This is a genomic window from Marinifilum sp. (assembly GCF_965230805.1).
Lineage (GTDB): Bacteria > Bacteroidota > Bacteroidia > Bacteroidales > Marinifilaceae > Marinifilum.
The window spans coordinates 1,895,932-1,913,519 of record NZ_OZ246019.1 but is presented as its reverse complement, the minus strand read 5'-3'; the positions used below and the strand labels follow the sequence as shown (position 1 = coordinate 1,913,519).

The window sequence follows — 17,588 nt, the reverse complement described above, 5'->3', positions numbered from 1 at the left end:
TTAGTCGTGGGAAAAAATAAATTACAGCGTTTTGCTGAGATGAATACTTTTGATAATGTGTTTCAACCTACTCACAATGAGGTTTGGGAAACCAATTATCATTTAAAAGGAAAATGGAACAAAGAAGTTTTTAAGAATGATCATCCAATTGTACTGGAGGTTGGATGCGGAAAAGGTGAGTATACTGTTGGTTTAGCTTGTAAATTTCCGGATAAAAACTTTATTGGTATCGATATCAAAGGTGCGCGAATGTGGAGAGGCGCAAAAACGGCTATTGAAGAAGGCCTGGATAATGTTGGATTTATCAGAACCAAAGCCGAACTGCTAGAGTCAATTTTTGAATCAGGAGAGATATCTGAAATTTGGATTACATTTCCGGATCCACAAATGAAAAAGGCACGAAAAAGACTTACGGGCACGCGTTTTCTGAAACTCTATTCAAACCTGTTGACTAAGGATGGAATCATCCATTTGAAATCGGATAGCAATTTTCTCTACGAATATACATCCTATGTAATCAAAGAAAACTCTCTTGCCGTGGATGTAGATACCAACGACTTGTACAATTCGGGAAAGGCTGATGATATTCTTTCAATCAGAACCTTTTACGAGCAGCAATTTCTTGATCGGGGTATTCCGATTAAATACCTGAAATTTAAATTGGAAGGGAAATCGGAATTTACAGAGCCTGATGTGGAAATAGAAATGGATTCCTATCGAAGTTTTGGCAGAGACAAGCGCATTGAGTAATGTCTGATTTGTATGATAGAATTTACGAAGTGGTTCGGCAAATTCCGGCAGGAAGGGCTACAAGTTACGGAGCCATTGCCAAATTTGTAGGTTCGCCACGAGGTTCCAGAATGGTAGGTTGGGCCATGAATCAATCGCATTCCTGCAAGCAATATGTGCCGGCACATAGGGTAGTTAATCGTTTGGGAATGCTTAGTGGGAAGCATCATTTCCCTGGTGAAAATGTTATGCAGGAATTGCTTGAAAGCGAAGGGATTGTTGTAGTTGATGATCAAATTCAAGATTTTGATAGAATATTTTGGGATCCGACGAAAGAACTTGATATGGATTTTATTTAAATCTGTTCTAAATATATACCTTTGCAGTTATGTTATCGAATTATAAATCAATGTAAATTGAAAAGGAGTTCGATCAAGAATTACTTTAAAGAATTAATAGTCATAAATCATGAGTTACACTCAAAAACAAGTTACGGACGCTCTAAAATTGGTTCATTACCCAGGTACCGATAAGGATATTATGGGTTTGGACATGGTTCGTAATATTAAAATCGAGGGAAAGAAAATTGGGTTCGATTTGGTTGTCCAAAAGTCAGACGATCCGAATATCATTCCATTAAAAAAAGCTTGTGTTTCAGCAATTTTAAAGTTTGTTGATAAAGAGGCTCAAATTAAAGGAAACATCAAAGTTAAAGCAATGCATGTGGTTGATGAACCAACTGTTTTACCGAAAGTGACCAATATTATTGCTGTTGCTTCGGGTAAGGGTGGCGTTGGAAAGTCTACGGTTGCTTCGAATTTGGCAGTAGCTTTGGCAAAATCAGGAGCCAAAGTGGGTTTAATTGATGCCGATATCTTTGGTCCATCGGTTCCACTGATGTTTGGAGCCGAAACGGCTCGTCCTAAGTTAATAAAGCTTGATGGGAAAGATCTGATTGAGCCACACGAAGCATATGGTGTTAAAATGCTTTCGATTGGTTTTTTTGTTGATCCTGCGCAAGCAACGGTTTGGCGCGGACCCATGGCTTCGAATGCCTTAAAGCAGATGATTGAAGAAGGTAATTGGGGCGAGCTGGATTATGTGTTAATCGACTTGCCACCAGGAACCAGCGACATTCACCTAACTTTGGTACAAACCGTGCCGGTAACAGGAGCCATAGTGGTTAGTACGCCGCAAGAGGTTGCATTGGCCGATGCTATTAAAGGAATTAGCATGTTCGAAGGGCCAGGTGTTAATGTTCCGGTGCTGGGGATGGTTGAAAATATGGCTTGGTTTACTCCTGCCGAGTTGCCTGAAAATAAATACTACATTTTTGGCAAAGATGGTTGCAAGAAACTAGCTGAAGAAAAAGGTATCGAATTGTTAGGGCAAATCGCGATTGTTCAGAGCATACGCGAAGGTGGCGATAAGGGTAAACCTGCCGCTGTAAACGAAGACTCGGTTGTTGGTATGGCTTTCGCCGATTTAGCAAAAAAATTGAATGCAGTTGTTGATGCAAGAAACCAAAATGCGGAACCTACCGAGCGTGTGAAAATTACACGATAATGGATAGAATTTAGCTTGATAGACTCCCTCGTTTGCATATGCAAGTGGGGGTGTTTTGTTTGTGGGATTAAAATCCGTAGCTCTACGATAAGCTGAGTTGTTGACGAGTTGAAAGCCCTTGCGGATGGTTTGAACGAGTCGGTTTATGAGTTGAAACCTTTCGGGGACAGAACCAAAGCACTGGTTTTTAACTTGGATTGTATGGTCAAGGACTTGACAAGCCCTTGCGGATGGGTTGAACGAGTTGGTTTATGAGTTGAAACCATTCGGGGATAGAACCAAAGCACTGGTTTTTAACTTGAATTGCATGGTTAAGGACTTGAAAAGCCCTTGCGGATGGGTTGAACGAGTTGGTTTATGGGTTGAAACCATTCGGGGATGGAACCACAGCACTGGTTTTTAACTTGAATTGTTTGGTTAAGGACTTGACAAGCCCTTGCGGATGGGTTGAACGAGTTGGTTTATGAGTTGAAACCATTCGGGGAGACTGTTTAATTAAGTGTGTCAAACAAGTTTAATCTTTATAAGATAGAACCAAAGCACTGGTTTTTAACTTGAATTGTATGGTTGTTTACAAAAGCCAAGTTTAAAGACTTCTTTAATAAAAATATTGCCACTTTGTAGAACCGTTCTAAATTAAAGAAAAAACTCACTTCTTATATTTGTACCTTTTAGGTCATATTTGAGCACTATAAGTCACAAAAAAACAAAGCCTACTCGCATTACTGCAAGTAGGCTTATATTTTACTTTCCGATGACCTGCTACGCAGAGTCCGAGTCACAGACTCGAACTAGCGATCAACTCGGACCATCAGGGGAAGTCAGTAAAACTTGCGGCATTAAGAGGATAATCAATACTCTTCTACCAATTTATACCCACTAGAGTCTCCATCAAAATAACCCTCTTGTTTAAATTTACTTAGTTCTTTAATAAAACCTCTAGTATTCAATTCATATTCATAACTAGTTTCTAATAAATGAAAATATTCTGCCTGCAGGTCATCATTAAGCTTAAAATTATACACCTTACGGCTAATCTTATAATTTTCATCTATCGCCAAAAAAGCTTCCCAAACATCTAAATTAAATCCTGCTAGTTCTTTATAATCCAAAATATTTCCAGAATTACCATATATAACCATATACACCTTAAATACATTTGCATCATATTGATTTATAAATTTATGTAACAATAAAACAACTTTATTATTGCAGTGTTTCGGTAATAAATATAATCTTTTAAATGTACTACTAGTGAAGTTTTTTCTTAATTCTGATGGAATAAAAACAAGCAAGCTATCCTTTATCTCAGTCAAATTATTATTTAAATCTTCTAACTCTAATACATGTTTTCTACTTAATTTCACTGGCAAAGATTTTTCCTTAAATGTCCTCAAATAATCTGAGAACAAATCTTGCTTCATACAATTAGAACTTGTTAATAATTTAGTTGACATCCCTAATCCTGCACAAAGGATCAGTATCGGTATGATTAAAAAACGTTTATTTTTTCTCATATCTTTTTTAAAAGTTTCATTACATTCTTTCATTACTTTTACTGATTTCGTCTTACAGCCGTTATATTGTAAGTTCGACCACTATAATTAGTTGTTCCTGATAGTGAAGTTGTTCCTATGTTGAATACATTTGTATTATGAGTACCAGCAGTCTTACGCCAAGTTCCTGGATCATAGAAATTATATGTTGAAGTATTAGCTTGTATGTTGGTAGATCTCGAAGAAATTGTAACCCAATGATCTCCAACTCCATCATTATTATAGTCCACGTGTACTCTTACAGCCTTTCCTTGATCAATTTGAGAATTCATATAACGTATCATAGCATTATAATCATCTTCATTATTAGCTGTGCCGCCTAAAGAAGTAGCTCCACTATTACTCACCATCTGGCCAGCTTGATAGAAACAGTTACCTTCCTCTCCAGCTTTATTTCTTGAACCTACAACAACACCATCATCATTATAAATTGGATCACGCTGGCTCTCCCAGTCATCCTTATCTAATACCTTTTCATCAAAAGATGTTGCTTCTTGTTGATTCCATGTCAATGTTTTACCATCTCCTAGATCTTGTGTGTAAGTTTCTCCTTGATTAGCATACATTTTATCTTCAACCATAATAACACTTGCACTTCCTTCTTGCCAATGCCAATATGTTACTCCATCCTGAGTATACGAATACCAATCCATTCCATCTGGATCAACATTTAATATAGGATTGTTTACACAATAATTGTATGGACTCATTGAGAGATTGTGTTCTTCTGTAGCCATCGGATCAACAGTATGCCACTTCCCCAGTTGAGCGTCATACATTCTGGCTCCATAATCCAACCAATCCAAGTTTACTCCATTGTCAAACAAGTCATCCTGCATTTCTTTTCCATTGTACAGGTATTTGTTGTCATGATTGGCAAATTGTTTGTCCAACTGCATTCCAAACGGATAGTAATCCATTTTTTGTTTCTGTACTACTACACCGCCATCTACCTGGAAGGTATTACGCATATTGCCCAAATGATCTTTCAGGTAATACTCATAAACCATGTTGTTACTCACATTTACCAATCTTCCTTCAGGTGTGATGATATCATCCAATTCACCATTATCCTTGTAAACGAAATTACCCATGTAAGGGTTAATCAAAGAACCTTTGCGATACTTATCCATGCACTGTAAACATACTCAGCATCATCCGACGATTTAGCTCGATTTGTAATCTGCTTTGGTAAATTTATGGAATTGTAGGCAATATTCAAGTTTTTGTTTAAATCCACCTCCATGTTACCGTTGTCATCATAGCTGTACTCGGTAGCCGAGGTACTGGTCGAACGCTCACCAAATCCGTTGCTTTGATTCGAATAATCCCGTACATTGGAAAGTTGATTGGTACTATTGTATATCAAATTATCTATCAACGTACCTGATCCTCCGTTTCTTTTCAGCGATTCGATATTGCCATTCAGATCATACCCGATTTTTCCAGATGCATTACCATACACATCAAACTTACTGCTGGTTGCATAACTGGTGTTATAGGTTCCGTAATCGGCCTTTGCCAGTCTGTTCAAATTGTCATACTCAAACTTATAGGCATGTCCCACTGAGCTTCCTTCATCCTGGTGGTTCCATTTCATGGCAGAAATGTTGCCGTTGTATTGTGCAATGTTAGCTGCACCGTTTAAAGTGTTGTTATAGTAAAGTTCCATTCCAAACAATCGGTTCGGTGCAAGGGTTTTGCCTTTGTTGATACCGGTCAGCCAACCTCTGATATTGTAGGCATAGTCTATCTCCTGCTTGCTGTTGTGCAGCTTCTTGTTGATTAGCTCACCCAACTCGTTGTAGGTGTTTTCAAGCATTAGTACACGCTGGCCATTGTGAAGACGAGAAAAATGCCCTCGTAAAAATCATTAACTCCATGCTTACTAAAAAACGCATGAAGGATTTACTGGACGGTAAGATTAATTTGAGTCATTAAAAAATCCCAACACTTTTTTCTAAGCGTTGAGATTTAAACTTTATAGCCACAATTCAGGAAGACTTGCGGCAGATGGGGCTTTGTTTTGGTATAAAGTACACTTATTTCCTCTCTTTAAAGGCATGTTTTTGATTTTGCGAAAATTTGTACGAAAAATCAGTGCAAACGAGAACAATATTTTTAGATGAATTTTGGGTAATATTGGTATAAATCAGGTAAAACAGCTGTGCTTTTTAAGATATAGAATTGAGGGGTGTTTTTTGCTTCTTTTTTATTCCCTGAATAGAACTATTTTTAGATTTTATTTAATAAATTTCAGCTTTTGGAATAATAAAAATCAACAGATATCTGTTATACCATTTGGGAAATATAATAAACTCAGGATAATACCGATGGCTACGCTTAGGGTGTTATCAAACAAAACATATAGCCTTGACTCGTAAACTTATTCAACAAGCCTTAACGATAATTGCTTTTCTGATTTTTGCTTATGCATGTTCGAATCAGAAAAACACTTTTATGAGCCGCAAGTATCATGCTCTTAACACCCATTACAATGTGTATTTTAATGGTAAGGAGAGCTTGAAGGAGGGGCAGCAGAAAATCAAAAACGGATTGCAGGAAAATTATACCATCTTACTTCCGGTTTTCGAATACCAGAATGAGACGGCCAGATCTTTGTCTTTTTCGAATATGGATAGGGCATTGGCAAAGGCAACAAAGGCTATAAAAACTCACTCTATAACGCGCAAGCCGAAGCGTAAAAAAGGAAATCAATCTGAAAAATATAAAGAATTTAGAAAGAAGAAGGAGTACAACAATTGGATTGATGATTGTTACCTTCTGATTGGAAAAGCCCGGTTTTACAAAGGGGAGTATCATGTGGCCGAAAAAGCTTTTGATTTTATCCTTCGCGAATATCCCGAATCGGAATTGATATCGGAGGCCAAGCTTTGGAAAGCGGTTAGTTTGATTGATAGAGGAGAGTTTATTGCAGGTGGTGAAATTTTGGAACGTTTGGATGATAGAAGTGAGCTATCGAAAGATGATTTGCTAAGAATTGAGGCTTTGTATGCCGATATGGCCATCAGGCAAGAACAATTTGAGGAGGCTGTACCGGCATTGGAAAGGTGCATTGCGATATCAAAAAACAAACACAAGAAAGCACGTTACTATTACTTATTGGCTCAAATATATCAGAAAATGGATCAAGCCGGAGAGGCTTCGCAAGCTTTTCAGGAATTGATCGACTTAAATGCCAATTACGAGATGACCTTTAATGCCAAAATCAGTCGTGCATTAACTTATACAGGTGCTGAAAATGGTGAAGAAATCAGAAAAGGCTTGCGTAAAATGTTGCGCGACCAAAAAAATAAAGAGTATAAGAATCAGATTTATTATGCCATGGCCGAAATGGATGTTGCAGATGAGAATATGGAGTCGGCAATATCGAATTATTGGGAGTCGACAAAGGTTTCTTTGTACAACGAAAATCAGAAAGCAATTTCATTCTTAAAATTGGGAGATCATTATTTTAGCAAAGAGATTTATCCAAAGGCACAGATGTGCTACGATAGTTCAATGACTTATTTGGGAAGCGATTATCCTAATTATATCAAAATTTCGGAGCGTGTTGGGAATTTAACCGAACTGGTGAATAATTTGAATATGGTTGTTCGCGAGGATAGTTTGCAAAGAGTTGCATTAATGGGTAAAGGCGATAGAGATCGATTGATTAGTGATTTGATTAAGAAAATTAACGAGAAGGAACGTGAAGAGCGTTTGCAAAAAGCCGAAGCTCAGTCGGACAGGGCATTCTTTAGCCAAAACAATTTGTTGGGGAATAACTTTAACAGGAACCAGGGACAAAGTCAGGGCAATTGGTATTTTTATAATCCTACAAATATAGGTTTGGGAAAATCAGAATTCCAACGCAAATGGGGGCGTAGAAAATTAGAAGACAATTGGAGACGTAAAAACAGGTCTACATTTAACTTGGATGATATTGAGATTGCTCTGGAAGAGGATTCGGGAGATGGTATTAGCTCACAATCTCAGAAAAAGGATCCTAAAACCAAAGAATACTATTTGGTTGATTTGCCTATGACAAAGGCTGCAATGGTAAAATCTAATGAAAGAATTATGAAGGGCTTGTTCCAAGCGGCTTTGGTTTACGAGCAAAAACTTAATAATAAAGAAAAAGCTTTGGAGAGCTTAGAAATTTTGTTGGAAAGATTTCCTGAGAATCCATATCTGCTTTCGACCTATTATCATTGCTATGCCATAAACAAATCGCTGAACAGAACTGCCAAGTCTGAATTTTACAAGCAGAAAATTATAAAGGAGTTTAAAGGGAGCGAATATGCCAAAGCTTTAAGCGATCCAAACTATCAATCTAAGCTCGATGCTGAATATCAAAGAGCAAATCTGCTTTATGCGAAAGCATACGAAGAATTTCAGAACTACTACTATTTTAAGGTGCTTACACTTTGTAACGAAGGCTTGTTAAGATATCCTGAAAGTGAATTGCGCCCAAGGTTTTTATTCCTTAGAGCCTTAAGTATAGGAAGAACCCAGAATGTAAATACTTTTAAACAATCGCTCGACCAGATTTTAAAATCGAACCCTACAAAGGAAATTGAGCAGACCACAAGAGCGATTCTTGCAGGATTGGAAAAAGGAGCTGTTCCGGTAGTTTATACTGCTAAGGATATGGAGATGGCTCGCCAAAACAGGTTGCTTCGGAACTGGAGAATTGAAGGCGATCAGGCAATGGTTGAGGTAAAAGATGAAAAGGCTAAAGAAGAAAAGCCTAAGAGCTTGTACAAGTTTAAAGCCGATGATGAGTACTATTTTGTTCTGATGTTTTCAAAGAATGATGGAGATCCTAACAGAACACTTTTTAATGTATCGCGATACAATTCGGATGCTTATGACAGTCGCACCTTTAAAGTTGATCGTCTGTCGCTTGATAAAGATCAAATCATGATCATGGTAAAAGGATTAAAGGATAAGGATGATGCTTTAAATTACTTTAACGGAATTATTACCAACGGCAAAGCATTTAGCGGATTAGAGGATGTTGATTACAGAAACTTTGTGATTTCCAAGCCAAATTTTGATCAGTTAAAGAAAACGAAGGAGGTAGATCAATATCTTGATTTTTATACCAAAACTTATTTTAATGTTGAGCGCAAGCCAAAACAATCAACGGTTAAAAAGCAAGGTAAACTGGTTGCAGTAAACAACAATTTAGATTCTACTGCGTTTGTTATAAATCAGTCAGATAATCACAAGTTTATTTTATTGGTTCCTGCGCGTAAGGTAAATATTAGCAAGTTGAGAAATGATATTTACAATCATGATAAAGATTACAGTGTGTTGAAAGAACAGTACGACAATGATTTGAATATGATTGTGGTAAATAATATCGGGTCTAAAACCGAAGCAATGAAATACTTTAGAGAATTGATTACCGATGATGCAATTTACAAGCAATTGGAAAGCGTTGATTATCGGAACTTCGTGATTAGTGAAGAGAATTTCAAGTTGTTTTATGTAGAGAAGACCTTGTTCCCTTATCTGGAATTCTTTAAAAAGAACTATTTGGATAAAATGGAGACTTCTGCGGTTAAAACGGAAGAGAAAATGATTCAGGACGGATTGTATCAGTTCAATCAAAGCTTGCCACATTATTTTGTATTGGTTTATTCAACCGAAAATGTGAACAAGAAGCAACTGCTTATGGGAATTAAGAGGTACAATACCGGACCATTAAAAATAGAAGTTCGTAAGCTGGATGATCAACGTGAAGTATTATTGGTAACAAACATGAGAAATAAAAAACAGGCAATGATGTATTTTCGCGCCATTGTAACCAATAGAGATTTATTTGCTGCTGTGGAAAAAGTAGGATATCGCAATTTTGTGATTTCCGATGAGAACTTGAAAGTATTTATGGAAGATGGAGATACGGCTAAGTATCTGAAGTTCTTCAAAAAATACTATTTGAAATAGATTTTTTGCTAAGATTTAATTTATTGTAAGCGTGAAAGAAAGTACTATACTTTGGGTAGATGATGAGATTGAATTGTTGAAACCTCACATTATATTTTTAGAAGAAAAAGGATATGAGGTTGTATCGTGTAATAATGCTTACGATGCGCTCGATTTGGTGAAAGAATCGCATTTTGATTTGGTATTGCTAGATGAGAACATGCCGGGAATGAGTGGTTTGGAAGCTCTTAGTGAAATCAAATCGGTAGATTCGGCCTTGCCTGTTGTAATGATTACAAAAAGCGAGGAAGAAGACATTATGGAAGAGGCAATTGGAAAACAAATCTCCGATTATCTGATTAAACCTGTAAATCCCAAGCAAATTTTGCTTACTCTAAAAAAACACATCGATAAAAAACGTTTGGTTTCCGAGAAAACAACCATGGCCTACCAATCGAAATTTGGCCAAATGGGAATGGAAATTAACGATTGCCGCGATTTTGAAGACTGGATGAAAATGTACCGGAAGTTGGTATTTTGGGAGTTGGAGCTTGCCAATATCGAGGATTCGGGAATGGATGAAATTCTTCGCATGCAGAAAACCGAAGCCAACAATCTTTTTGTGCGTTTTGTAAAGAAAAATTATATCGATTGGATGGATCCCGAAGAAGAGGACAAGCCCCTTCTTACACCTGATGTTTTTAAAGAAAAAGTGTATCCTCTGCTCGATAAAGGTCAGAAGGTTGCATTCATATTAATTGACAATTTGCGTTACGACCAGTGGCAAACGCTCTATCCTGTAATCAGCGATTACTTTGTTGTTGAAGAAGATACAATGTACTATTCCATTCTGCCAACCGCTACGCAGTATGCCCGTAACTCAATGTTTTCGGGATTAATGCCTTTGGATATTAAAAAAAGACATCCAAAGCATTGGATTAATGAGGATGAGGAAAGCAGCAAGAATATCCACGAAGAGGATTTTATTGGTTTTCAGTTGAAACGACATTATAAGGATTATACCTACCACTACGAGAAGATCAATAATGAAAAAATGGGAGCCAAGGTATTGGATCATCTCAATTCCATTTTAAATTCTCAATTGAGTGTTTTTGTCTACAATTTTGTAGATATGCTTTCGCATGCCAGAACAGAAAGTGAAATGATTCGTGAATTGGCTTCGGATGAGGCAGCCTATCGTTCTTTAACCCTTTCCTGGTTCGAACATTCCATGTTGCTGGAGTTGATTAAAAAGCTTTCGGAAAAAAATGTAAAGCTTGTGATTACTACTGATCATGGCTCAATTCGAGTGCAAAATCCCCTTAAGGTAATTGGTGACAGACAAACCAATACCAACCTTCGTTACAAGCAAGGGAAAAACCTGAACTATAAGTCGAAAGAAGTATTTGAGGTAACAGATCCTCGAAAAGCAAATCTGCCTCAAGTAAATGTGAGTTCTTCTTATATCTTTGCATTTGGAGAGGACTTTTTAGCATATCCGAACAATTTTAATTATTACAGCTCTTACTATCGAAATACCTTTCAGCATGGAGGAATCTCGTTGGAAGAGATGATTGTTCCACTGATTACATTAAGTCCAAGGAAAAGTTAAAATACAAAGATTTAGCAGGAAATGACCGAATTAAAAATCAATTCGCTGGAGGATATTAATTCTGTTGCAGCCGAATTTATTAAGCTGGTAGGTGATAAAAGAATATTTGCCATGCACGGTGCAATGGGCGTGGGAAAAACCACATTTGTAAAGGCAATCTGCGAAGAAATGGGAGTAAAGGATACGATTAACAGTCCAACCTTTGCCATTGTAAACGAATATCATACAGCCAAAGAAAGTATCATTTATCATTTCGATTTTTATCGTATTGATGATGTTCAGGAAGCCTATGATTTTGGCTATGAAGATTATTTTTACAGCAATGCCATGTGTTTTATCGAATGGCCCGAGAAAATCGATTCCATTTTGCCCAACGATACAGTTGAAGTCCACTTTAAGGAAGAAGCGGATGGGAGTAGAAGCATCCGTATCTTTTAATCATAAATTGGATAGACTGAAAACCGCTAAAAATTTCTTAAATTGTAATGTCTTACCTAGGGTAAGTTTTCCGTTTAAATATTACAATATCGCATATGGCGCCGTTAAGTGAAGGATCAAAGAATTTTCCTTTGGGGTATGGATTTTTTCAGCCTAAGGAAGAAATGTTGGAGTTAGATCGCCGACGCAAGCAATTGGTTATAGGGATTCCCAAAGAGGAATGTAGAGGAGAGAATCGAGTAAGTCTTACCCCACAGTCCGTTGAGTTGCTCGTGAATAATGGACACGAGGTAGTTCTTGAACGTGGTGCAGGTTTGGCATCCAATTATACCGATTCGGAGTATAGTGAAAATGGAGCTCGCATTGTAATGGAGAAGGAAGAGGTGTACCAGTGCGATACTGTGATGCAGGTTTCTCCTTTCTCAAGTAGCGAGATTGATATGCTTAGGGGCAATCAGATCCTGTTTTCGGCTTTGCAAATAAAGAGTCAGTGTGGCGAGAATGTTCGAAAATTAATGCAGAAAAAGGTAACTGCCATTGCTTTGGAACTGATAAAAGATTGTAATAATTTTTATCCGGTAGTTCGATCAATGGCAGAAATAGCAGGAATATCCTCAGTAATGATTGCAGGAGAATATCTTAGCAAGGCTCATGGCGGCAAGGGCGTGATGCTGGGAGGAATTACCGGAATTACACCAAGTGAAGTTATTATATTAGGAGCAGGTACTGCAGCTGAATATGCCACAAGAGCTGCTTTTGGCCTTGGTGCCATGGTAAAAGTCTTCGACGATTCAATATATCGCTTACGCAGATTGGAAGATCATCTTGGTCATCGTGTATTTACTTCAATATTCCATCCTCATGTTTTAGAAAAAGCCTTGGCTTCGGCAGATGTGGTAATTGGTGCTTTGCGTCATGGGATTGAACATTCGGGATATATGGTAACCGAAGAAATGGTGCAAAAAATGAAACCAGGTTCTATTATTATTGATTTAAGTATCGATCAGGGCGGATGTTTCGAAACTTCAATGCTGACCAACCATAAAGATCCGGTTTTTAAAAAACATGGCGTACTTCATTATTGTGTGCCGAATGTACCTTCTCATGTTGCACGAACTGCTTCGCTTGCCTTGAGTAATATTTGTGCACCATTACTACTCAATATTGGTCAGAATGGTGGTGTTCACAAGTTCATTAAAAATGACAATGGCCTTCGTCATGGCACTTATGTATATCGTGGCATTTTAACCAACCGAAGATTGGGAGATACATTTGGAATTCTTGCTAAGGATATCGATTTGTTGTTGGCAGCAATGTAGCTTTATTTTACCTCACATTCGCTCAACACCTTTTCAACAGCCATTGCAAAGCCATCTTTAATCACATTTTCGGTGACCTGATATTTGTCCTTAAGTTCGTGTGGTGCATTCTCAACTACATAGCTGTGTTTTCCCCATTCCAGAAGGTCGATATCGTTGTAGTCGTTACCAATAACAAAGGAATTGTTAGCATTTAGTCCTAATTTATTGCACAACCATTCGCAACCATGACCTTTTGAAATGTGAAGAGGGAAAATTTCCATCCAAATTGATTCATGATCCAAGGGAGATGTAGCCCGTATGATTTTAATGTCGTCGAATTTGGTTTTGATCTCTTCGAACCAATCTATTTTATTGGGAAGAATGGCAAGAATCTGACATGCATCCCGTTTGGCATCTTTAAGGCTACCAATAGGTGTAGCAAATTGCTTGTAAAGATTTAGTCGTCTGTCGAAATCAGGATTTTTATTTCCGGTTTGATAATACCAAAACTGATGGTTATTTGGAATTGGATCCAAAATCATAAAATCAATATCGTGGTCGACAAGAATTTTTGAAAGTTCAAGAACTTCATCTGCCTCAATCTGTTGGGAGTAGATCAGCTCTTTTGAATGCCAGTTCATGATGCCTGCACCAGAAGAAAAAATCAGGTAATCAATAGGAAAATCATCGGGCAAAACAGCCATGGCAGAATATAATGTTCTTCCGGTGGCAATTACTCTTGTGATATTCGATTTTTTAAGCTCTTCCAAACACTCATAATTCTTCTTACTTACTTCACCCATTGATGGTAAAAGTGTGCCATCTAAATCGCTAACCACAATTTTAATCTGATCTGCCATAAACTTTTTTTTACACAAAAGCTAAATGTACATTTTTAAGTTGAAAGATAAGAACAGAATCATGTTAAATTAAAAATAAGCCCTTACTTCCATGCTTCCTACATGAATGGTTTTTCCTCCTTCGCTTTGGCGACCATTGTAGGTGATATTCATCTGTAATACTTTGGAAAGTTGCTGATTATAACCCAAGTTCCAGGTGGAGTTGTTACCAGGCAAGAAACCTTCCAGCATTTCGTAGGCTATGGAGCTATTGGTGTTGGCATTGTAATCGAGATGTAAGTAGTTTACACCTGCCATTAGTTTCCCGGTTTTGGTAATGGCGTATTGACAGCTGGCTCCCAAATTATGCATTTTTGATTTTTCGCTGGCCAGTTTGTTTTCTTTTTGCTGGTAGGTATGCTTCAAGCCAAACTGAAATACCAAGCTGGTCTGAAACTTAAGACGAAGTTCATTCTTTATTTCATTCAGCCTGTAATCCTGGTTTGCAAATACTTCCTGGTAAAAACTTTTTTTGCTATAGTCTGTGCGATTCATCAGTTGACTGGATTTTCCAATGTTCCAGTTAAAGCGAAATCCGTTTTGACTTAATCGCCTTCTCTCGAATCCTTGGGTGAGCAATTGCTTGTTCCTGCTGCTTAAATGAATAAGATCCCAATTTGTTTTGGATTTAGTTTTACGATAGGAAAAGGTGTTTTGAAAGCTGGAATTAATTGTGATAAGGTTTTCATCTGCTGAATTTGTTTTAAATGGATTTGCATACAGCTTAAAATTATTGCTTAAGCTTTTTTTGGATAATCTGTAGGCAAAGCGATTGCTAAAGCGTGAGAAAAAATTGGCAACTTTCGATTTTGATTTTATTCTTCGCAGTCCAAGGATAAAACTTTGCCTAAAATCACTGTTGTACACCTTCTCGTAATTGTTGGTGTTGGTCCCAATTCGAATGTAATTGGCTTCGTCTTTAAAAGTGGCGATTTCAAATTCATTTAGTTCCTTTACATCATTTTGGTTGTAATCGGTCCACCGGTATGCACCTTGACCATTGTTTACTTCAACATATGAAAATTCTTTCTCGCTCTCTAAGCCCGAACCCAGTTCATAATAGGTAGATGTTTGCAAGATCCCCTTCTTTATTCTGGCTTGGTGCTCCAGTTTCCCTAAAAATGTATTTTCGGGCTCTTCCTTAGTTACAGAATTCTCTGAAATCGACAATCTTCGATAGATGCTCTCTATTTTTAATTGATGATTCCTGTTTTTCTTCAGCCAGATTTTACCTCCAAAATCCTCCGATTCACTTTGCGATTTTAAATCATTACCCTTGGGTAGATAGTCTTTTCGTTTTCTGTAGTAGGCCTGAAATTGGTTTTGACTTGAGTCACGGTTTTCCAGGTAAAATTTATAGGAGTAAAACGAAAAGCTACTTGATAACAAAGTATGTTCCTTTGCATCTTCAATCTTATTGTTCTCATTTTCCATTTCAATCCCTATTTTGGCAATTTTCCCCATAAAGGCAGCATCGAAGTGATGGCGATAAAATTTACTTTCCACTTCTTCCTGGTCGGTATGCAGCAAATCCCCATTGACTTGTACTAACAATTTCTTTTTCTGATAATTGAAGTTTACATTCTGTCGAATTCCTTTATAATTTGCCCCTCTGTTTAAAACCGAGATATGGTAAGAACTTGCACCCCACTTCGAGTTATTGAATTGGTTGCTAAGCGAAAGATAGGTTTCATTCTGTTTATTTTCTGTATTGGAGATGTTCCAGTCTCGATTGAACTCTACCGATCGAAAGTTTTCAATTTCAGCAAAATCTTTCTGTATAAAATGCATCTTGATTTGTGAGTTGAGCACTTTTGTGCTGTCGGTGAGCAAGCTCTTTTTACTTAGCAATAAATCGGCAGCAAACCCTTTATTGTCTCTGTCGTCATTCGATGAGAAAGTATTAAGATCTCGATTGCTTAAAGCAATTTCGAATTTTGACTGAAGATTTTTTGCAAGTTGGTAATCGGCACCCAAACTAATCATTTGTTGTTTTTGCGGAGCGATAAGTTTGGACACAGGGGCATACCCTCCCTGAGGCACACCGTCAATCGGGTCGACCCATTGATACACCCGGCCGTTGGCAAGTCCATTCACCTGTATGTAGTTGCCTCCATTGTTTCCTACAAATGAAAAATTTATCCTGTAGATTGCCTCCTCGGGTTCGATAGAGTACTCATAAACATCATAAATGATTTGATCGACTTCTTTTGAAATTTTTCGATAAAGTACAAAGTCGTTGGAGTATTCTACAATCTCTTCGTTTGGTGCATTGGCTAAATCGAGATTATCGCCAATCTCACTAAGCAACCGTTTGTTTTCCTTGCTAAGGCTTTGATCCAATGGCTGATTTTTGCTGTCCTGTTCATGGTAAAAGTTGAACCAGATTTTTCCCTTTTTACTCCTGTATTGGTTCGTATTAAAAATCAGGTAACGAGAGTAATTTTCTTCTGAATACTCAAACTCCACTACAATTCGAGAATTTCTTGTTATGGGATGTTGAGTGGTAAAACTCAATTCTGCGGTATTGTAATTAATCACATACTCATGGTTTTCGCCCCGGGTTAACTTTTTTCCATCCACAAATACCTTTTCCGAACCTGCCAAAACAACAATGTAGCTTTCGTTATTCACTCCTGTTAACCTGTAAGGGCCTTGGATTCCTTCCGACCCCTGAATTTCCATTCTGCGAAATTTTCCTTTGGCTATGGATGTACTTATGGTGGATTTTAATTCCTCACCATTTTTCCCCTTCGCAATTAAACCGGAAAATTTTCCTCCTTGTACATTTTTATAAAAACGCATAAAATTGCCTTGCGGCGATTCAATTTCATAATCTCCCAGGGTAAGTTCTGTTTTGTCATCAAAAAGTTTGATGTAAATTCTGTCGAAATCCTGTATGGATTGAGTGTTGCCATCGGGTTGTATAGGAATGTTACTATCAGATATGGCAGCCAGGATGTTGACATCTTCACTTAGTTTCCCCGAAAGCTGCAGGTTCAGGTTCGAATTGCTTACTACATTTTGATTGTTTCCATAGGAGATTGCACGAGAATAGTTCCCCTGTTTGTGCAACTGGCTGCTGTTTAAAATTCCCGGTTTGTTGTAAGCGTATTGCGTTGAACTTATTCTTGAGCGGACATCCCCGGCTAGCTTTATGTCGGTTATGTTGCGGGTGTAGATCGGTTTGCGAATGTTATAATCGTAAATTCTATATTTTACCAGTATTGAGTCGCCTAGCTGTATGAGTTTTTGATTGGCAATCAACAAGCCTTTGCCTGAATTGATTTGATACCAGCTTTTATCGATTTTCTGCTTATTGTGAAATATTTGTACCGTAGCAGGCAGAATCAGCAATGAATCGAGCTGAGTGCTATCTTTTTGGATTAGAATACGCTTAATTCTTAGGTTGTTTTGGGTAAGTGCAGTTTCTTGAATGCAACAGATCAGAGCTAATATGAAAAGAATTCGGGCTTTCAAGAGGATGTATTGCTTTTGGTCAGATTTTAGGATTTATCATGATTCACTTCATCAATAACAGAATCTGATC

The 17,588-nt window shown here is 37.6% G+C and carries 12 protein-coding genes; 7 read left to right on the top strand and 5 right to left on the bottom strand.

Features of this window, described 5'->3' with window-relative positions:
• Positions 1-6 precede the first annotated feature (6 nt).
• The 3 genes from trmB (at position 7) to ACO05S_RS07570 (ending at position 2,295) form a co-directional block, all read left to right on the top strand.
• On the top strand, positions 7-750 hold the full coding sequence (gene trmB, locus ACO05S_RS07580) for a tRNA (guanosine(46)-N7)-methyltransferase TrmB (protein WP_421920917.1): 744 nt from the start codon (positions 7-9) through the stop codon (positions 748-750).
• Complete coding sequence (locus tag ACO05S_RS07575) at positions 750-1,088, top strand: MGMT family protein (RefSeq protein WP_421920916.1); 339 nt, start codon at positions 750-752, stop codon at positions 1,086-1,088. The genes trmB and ACO05S_RS07575 overlap by 1 nt, the downstream gene beginning before the upstream one ends.
• A gap of 109 nt (positions 1,089-1,197) precedes the next feature.
• Positions 1,198-2,295, top strand: a complete 1,098-nt coding sequence (locus ACO05S_RS07570) for a P-loop NTPase (RefSeq protein ID WP_421920915.1) — start codon at positions 1,198-1,200, stop codon at positions 2,293-2,295.
• A gap of 851 nt (positions 2,296-3,146) precedes the next feature.
• On the opposite strand, the gene ACO05S_RS07565 is transcribed toward ACO05S_RS07570, so the two are convergent.
• Genes ACO05S_RS07565 through ACO05S_RS07555 form a run of 3 tightly spaced genes read right to left on the bottom strand, consistent with a single transcriptional unit; the run spans position 3,147 to position 5,673 of the window.
• Positions 3,147-3,845 (bottom strand): hypothetical protein, encoded by a 699-nt coding sequence (locus ACO05S_RS07565; protein WP_421920914.1) that lies wholly within the window; start codon positions 3,843-3,845, stop codon positions 3,147-3,149.
• A gap of 5 nt (positions 3,846-3,850) precedes the next feature.
• A complete protein-coding gene (locus ACO05S_RS07560) occupies positions 3,851-4,984 on the bottom strand; it encodes an RHS repeat-associated core domain-containing protein (protein ID WP_421920913.1) in 1,134 nt (377 codons plus the stop codon).
• Positions 4,957-5,673 carry a hypothetical protein gene (locus ACO05S_RS07555; protein WP_421920912.1) on the bottom strand — a complete coding sequence of 239 codons (717 nt, stop codon included), beginning with the start codon at positions 5,671-5,673 and terminating at the stop codon, positions 4,957-4,959. The genes ACO05S_RS07560 and ACO05S_RS07555 overlap by 28 nt, the downstream gene beginning before the upstream one ends.
• Positions 5,674-6,224: 551 nt before the next feature.
• On the opposite strand from ACO05S_RS07555, the gene ACO05S_RS07550 reads away from it, so the two are divergent.
• The 4 genes from ACO05S_RS07550 to ACO05S_RS07535 all read left to right on the top strand — a co-directional run bounded on the left by ACO05S_RS07550 (position 6,225) and on the right by ACO05S_RS07535 (position 13,157).
• Positions 6,225-9,809, top strand: coding sequence for a tetratricopeptide repeat protein (locus ACO05S_RS07550; RefSeq protein ID WP_421920911.1), 3,585 nt, complete (start codon positions 6,225-6,227; stop codon positions 9,807-9,809).
• Between the two features lie 31 nt (positions 9,810-9,840).
• Positions 9,841-11,400 carry a PglZ domain-containing protein gene (locus tag ACO05S_RS07545; RefSeq protein WP_421920910.1) on the top strand — a complete coding sequence of 520 codons (1,560 nt, stop codon included), beginning with the start codon at positions 9,841-9,843 and terminating at the stop codon, positions 11,398-11,400.
• 21 nt (positions 11,401-11,421) lie between these two features.
• Entirely contained in the window at positions 11,422-11,838 is a 417-nt protein-coding gene (tsaE, locus tag ACO05S_RS07540; protein WP_421920909.1) for a tRNA (adenosine(37)-N6)-threonylcarbamoyltransferase complex ATPase subunit type 1 TsaE, read from the top strand.
• Positions 11,839-11,933: 95 nt separating this feature from the next.
• Entirely contained in the window at positions 11,934-13,157 is a 1,224-nt protein-coding gene (locus tag ACO05S_RS07535; RefSeq protein ID WP_421920908.1) for an alanine dehydrogenase, read from the top strand.
• Between the two features lie 2 nt (positions 13,158-13,159).
• On the opposite strand, the gene ACO05S_RS07530 is transcribed toward ACO05S_RS07535, so the two are convergent.
• Both ACO05S_RS07530 and ACO05S_RS07525 read right to left on the bottom strand, forming a co-directional pair.
• Positions 13,160-13,999, bottom strand: coding sequence for an HAD family hydrolase (locus ACO05S_RS07530; RefSeq protein WP_421920907.1), 840 nt, complete (start codon positions 13,997-13,999; stop codon positions 13,160-13,162).
• Positions 14,000-14,068: 69 nt separating this feature from the next.
• On the bottom strand, positions 14,069-17,518 hold the full coding sequence (locus ACO05S_RS07525) for a hypothetical protein (RefSeq protein WP_421920906.1): 3,450 nt from the start codon (positions 17,516-17,518) through the stop codon (positions 14,069-14,071).
• Positions 17,519-17,588 lie beyond the last annotated feature (70 nt).

Excerpts from the sequence above, each read along its gene's own strand:
- ACO05S_RS07530 (WP_421920907.1), bottom strand. The coding sequence starts at position 13,999 with ATGGCAGATCAGATTAAAATTGTGGTTAGCGATTTAGATGGCACACTT.
- ACO05S_RS07565 (WP_421920914.1), bottom strand. The coding sequence starts at position 3,845 with ATGAAAGAATGTAATGAAACTTTTAAAAAAGATATGAGAAAAAATAAA.
- tsaE (WP_421920909.1), top strand. The coding sequence starts at position 11,422 with ATGACCGAATTAAAAATCAATTCGCTGGAGGATATTAATTCTGTTGCA.
- ACO05S_RS07555 (WP_421920912.1), bottom strand. The coding sequence starts at position 5,673 with ATGCTTGAAAACACCTACAACGAGTTGGGTGAGCTAATCAACAAGAAG.
- ACO05S_RS07560 (WP_421920913.1), bottom strand. The coding sequence starts at position 4,984 with ATGGATAAGTATCGCAAAGGTTCTTTGATTAACCCTTACATGGGTAAT.
- ACO05S_RS07575 (WP_421920916.1), top strand. The coding sequence starts at position 750 with ATGTCTGATTTGTATGATAGAATTTACGAAGTGGTTCGGCAAATTCCG.
- ACO05S_RS07535 (WP_421920908.1), top strand. The coding sequence starts at position 11,934 with ATGGCGCCGTTAAGTGAAGGATCAAAGAATTTTCCTTTGGGGTATGGA.
- ACO05S_RS07570 (WP_421920915.1), top strand. The coding sequence starts at position 1,198 with ATGAGTTACACTCAAAAACAAGTTACGGACGCTCTAAAATTGGTTCAT.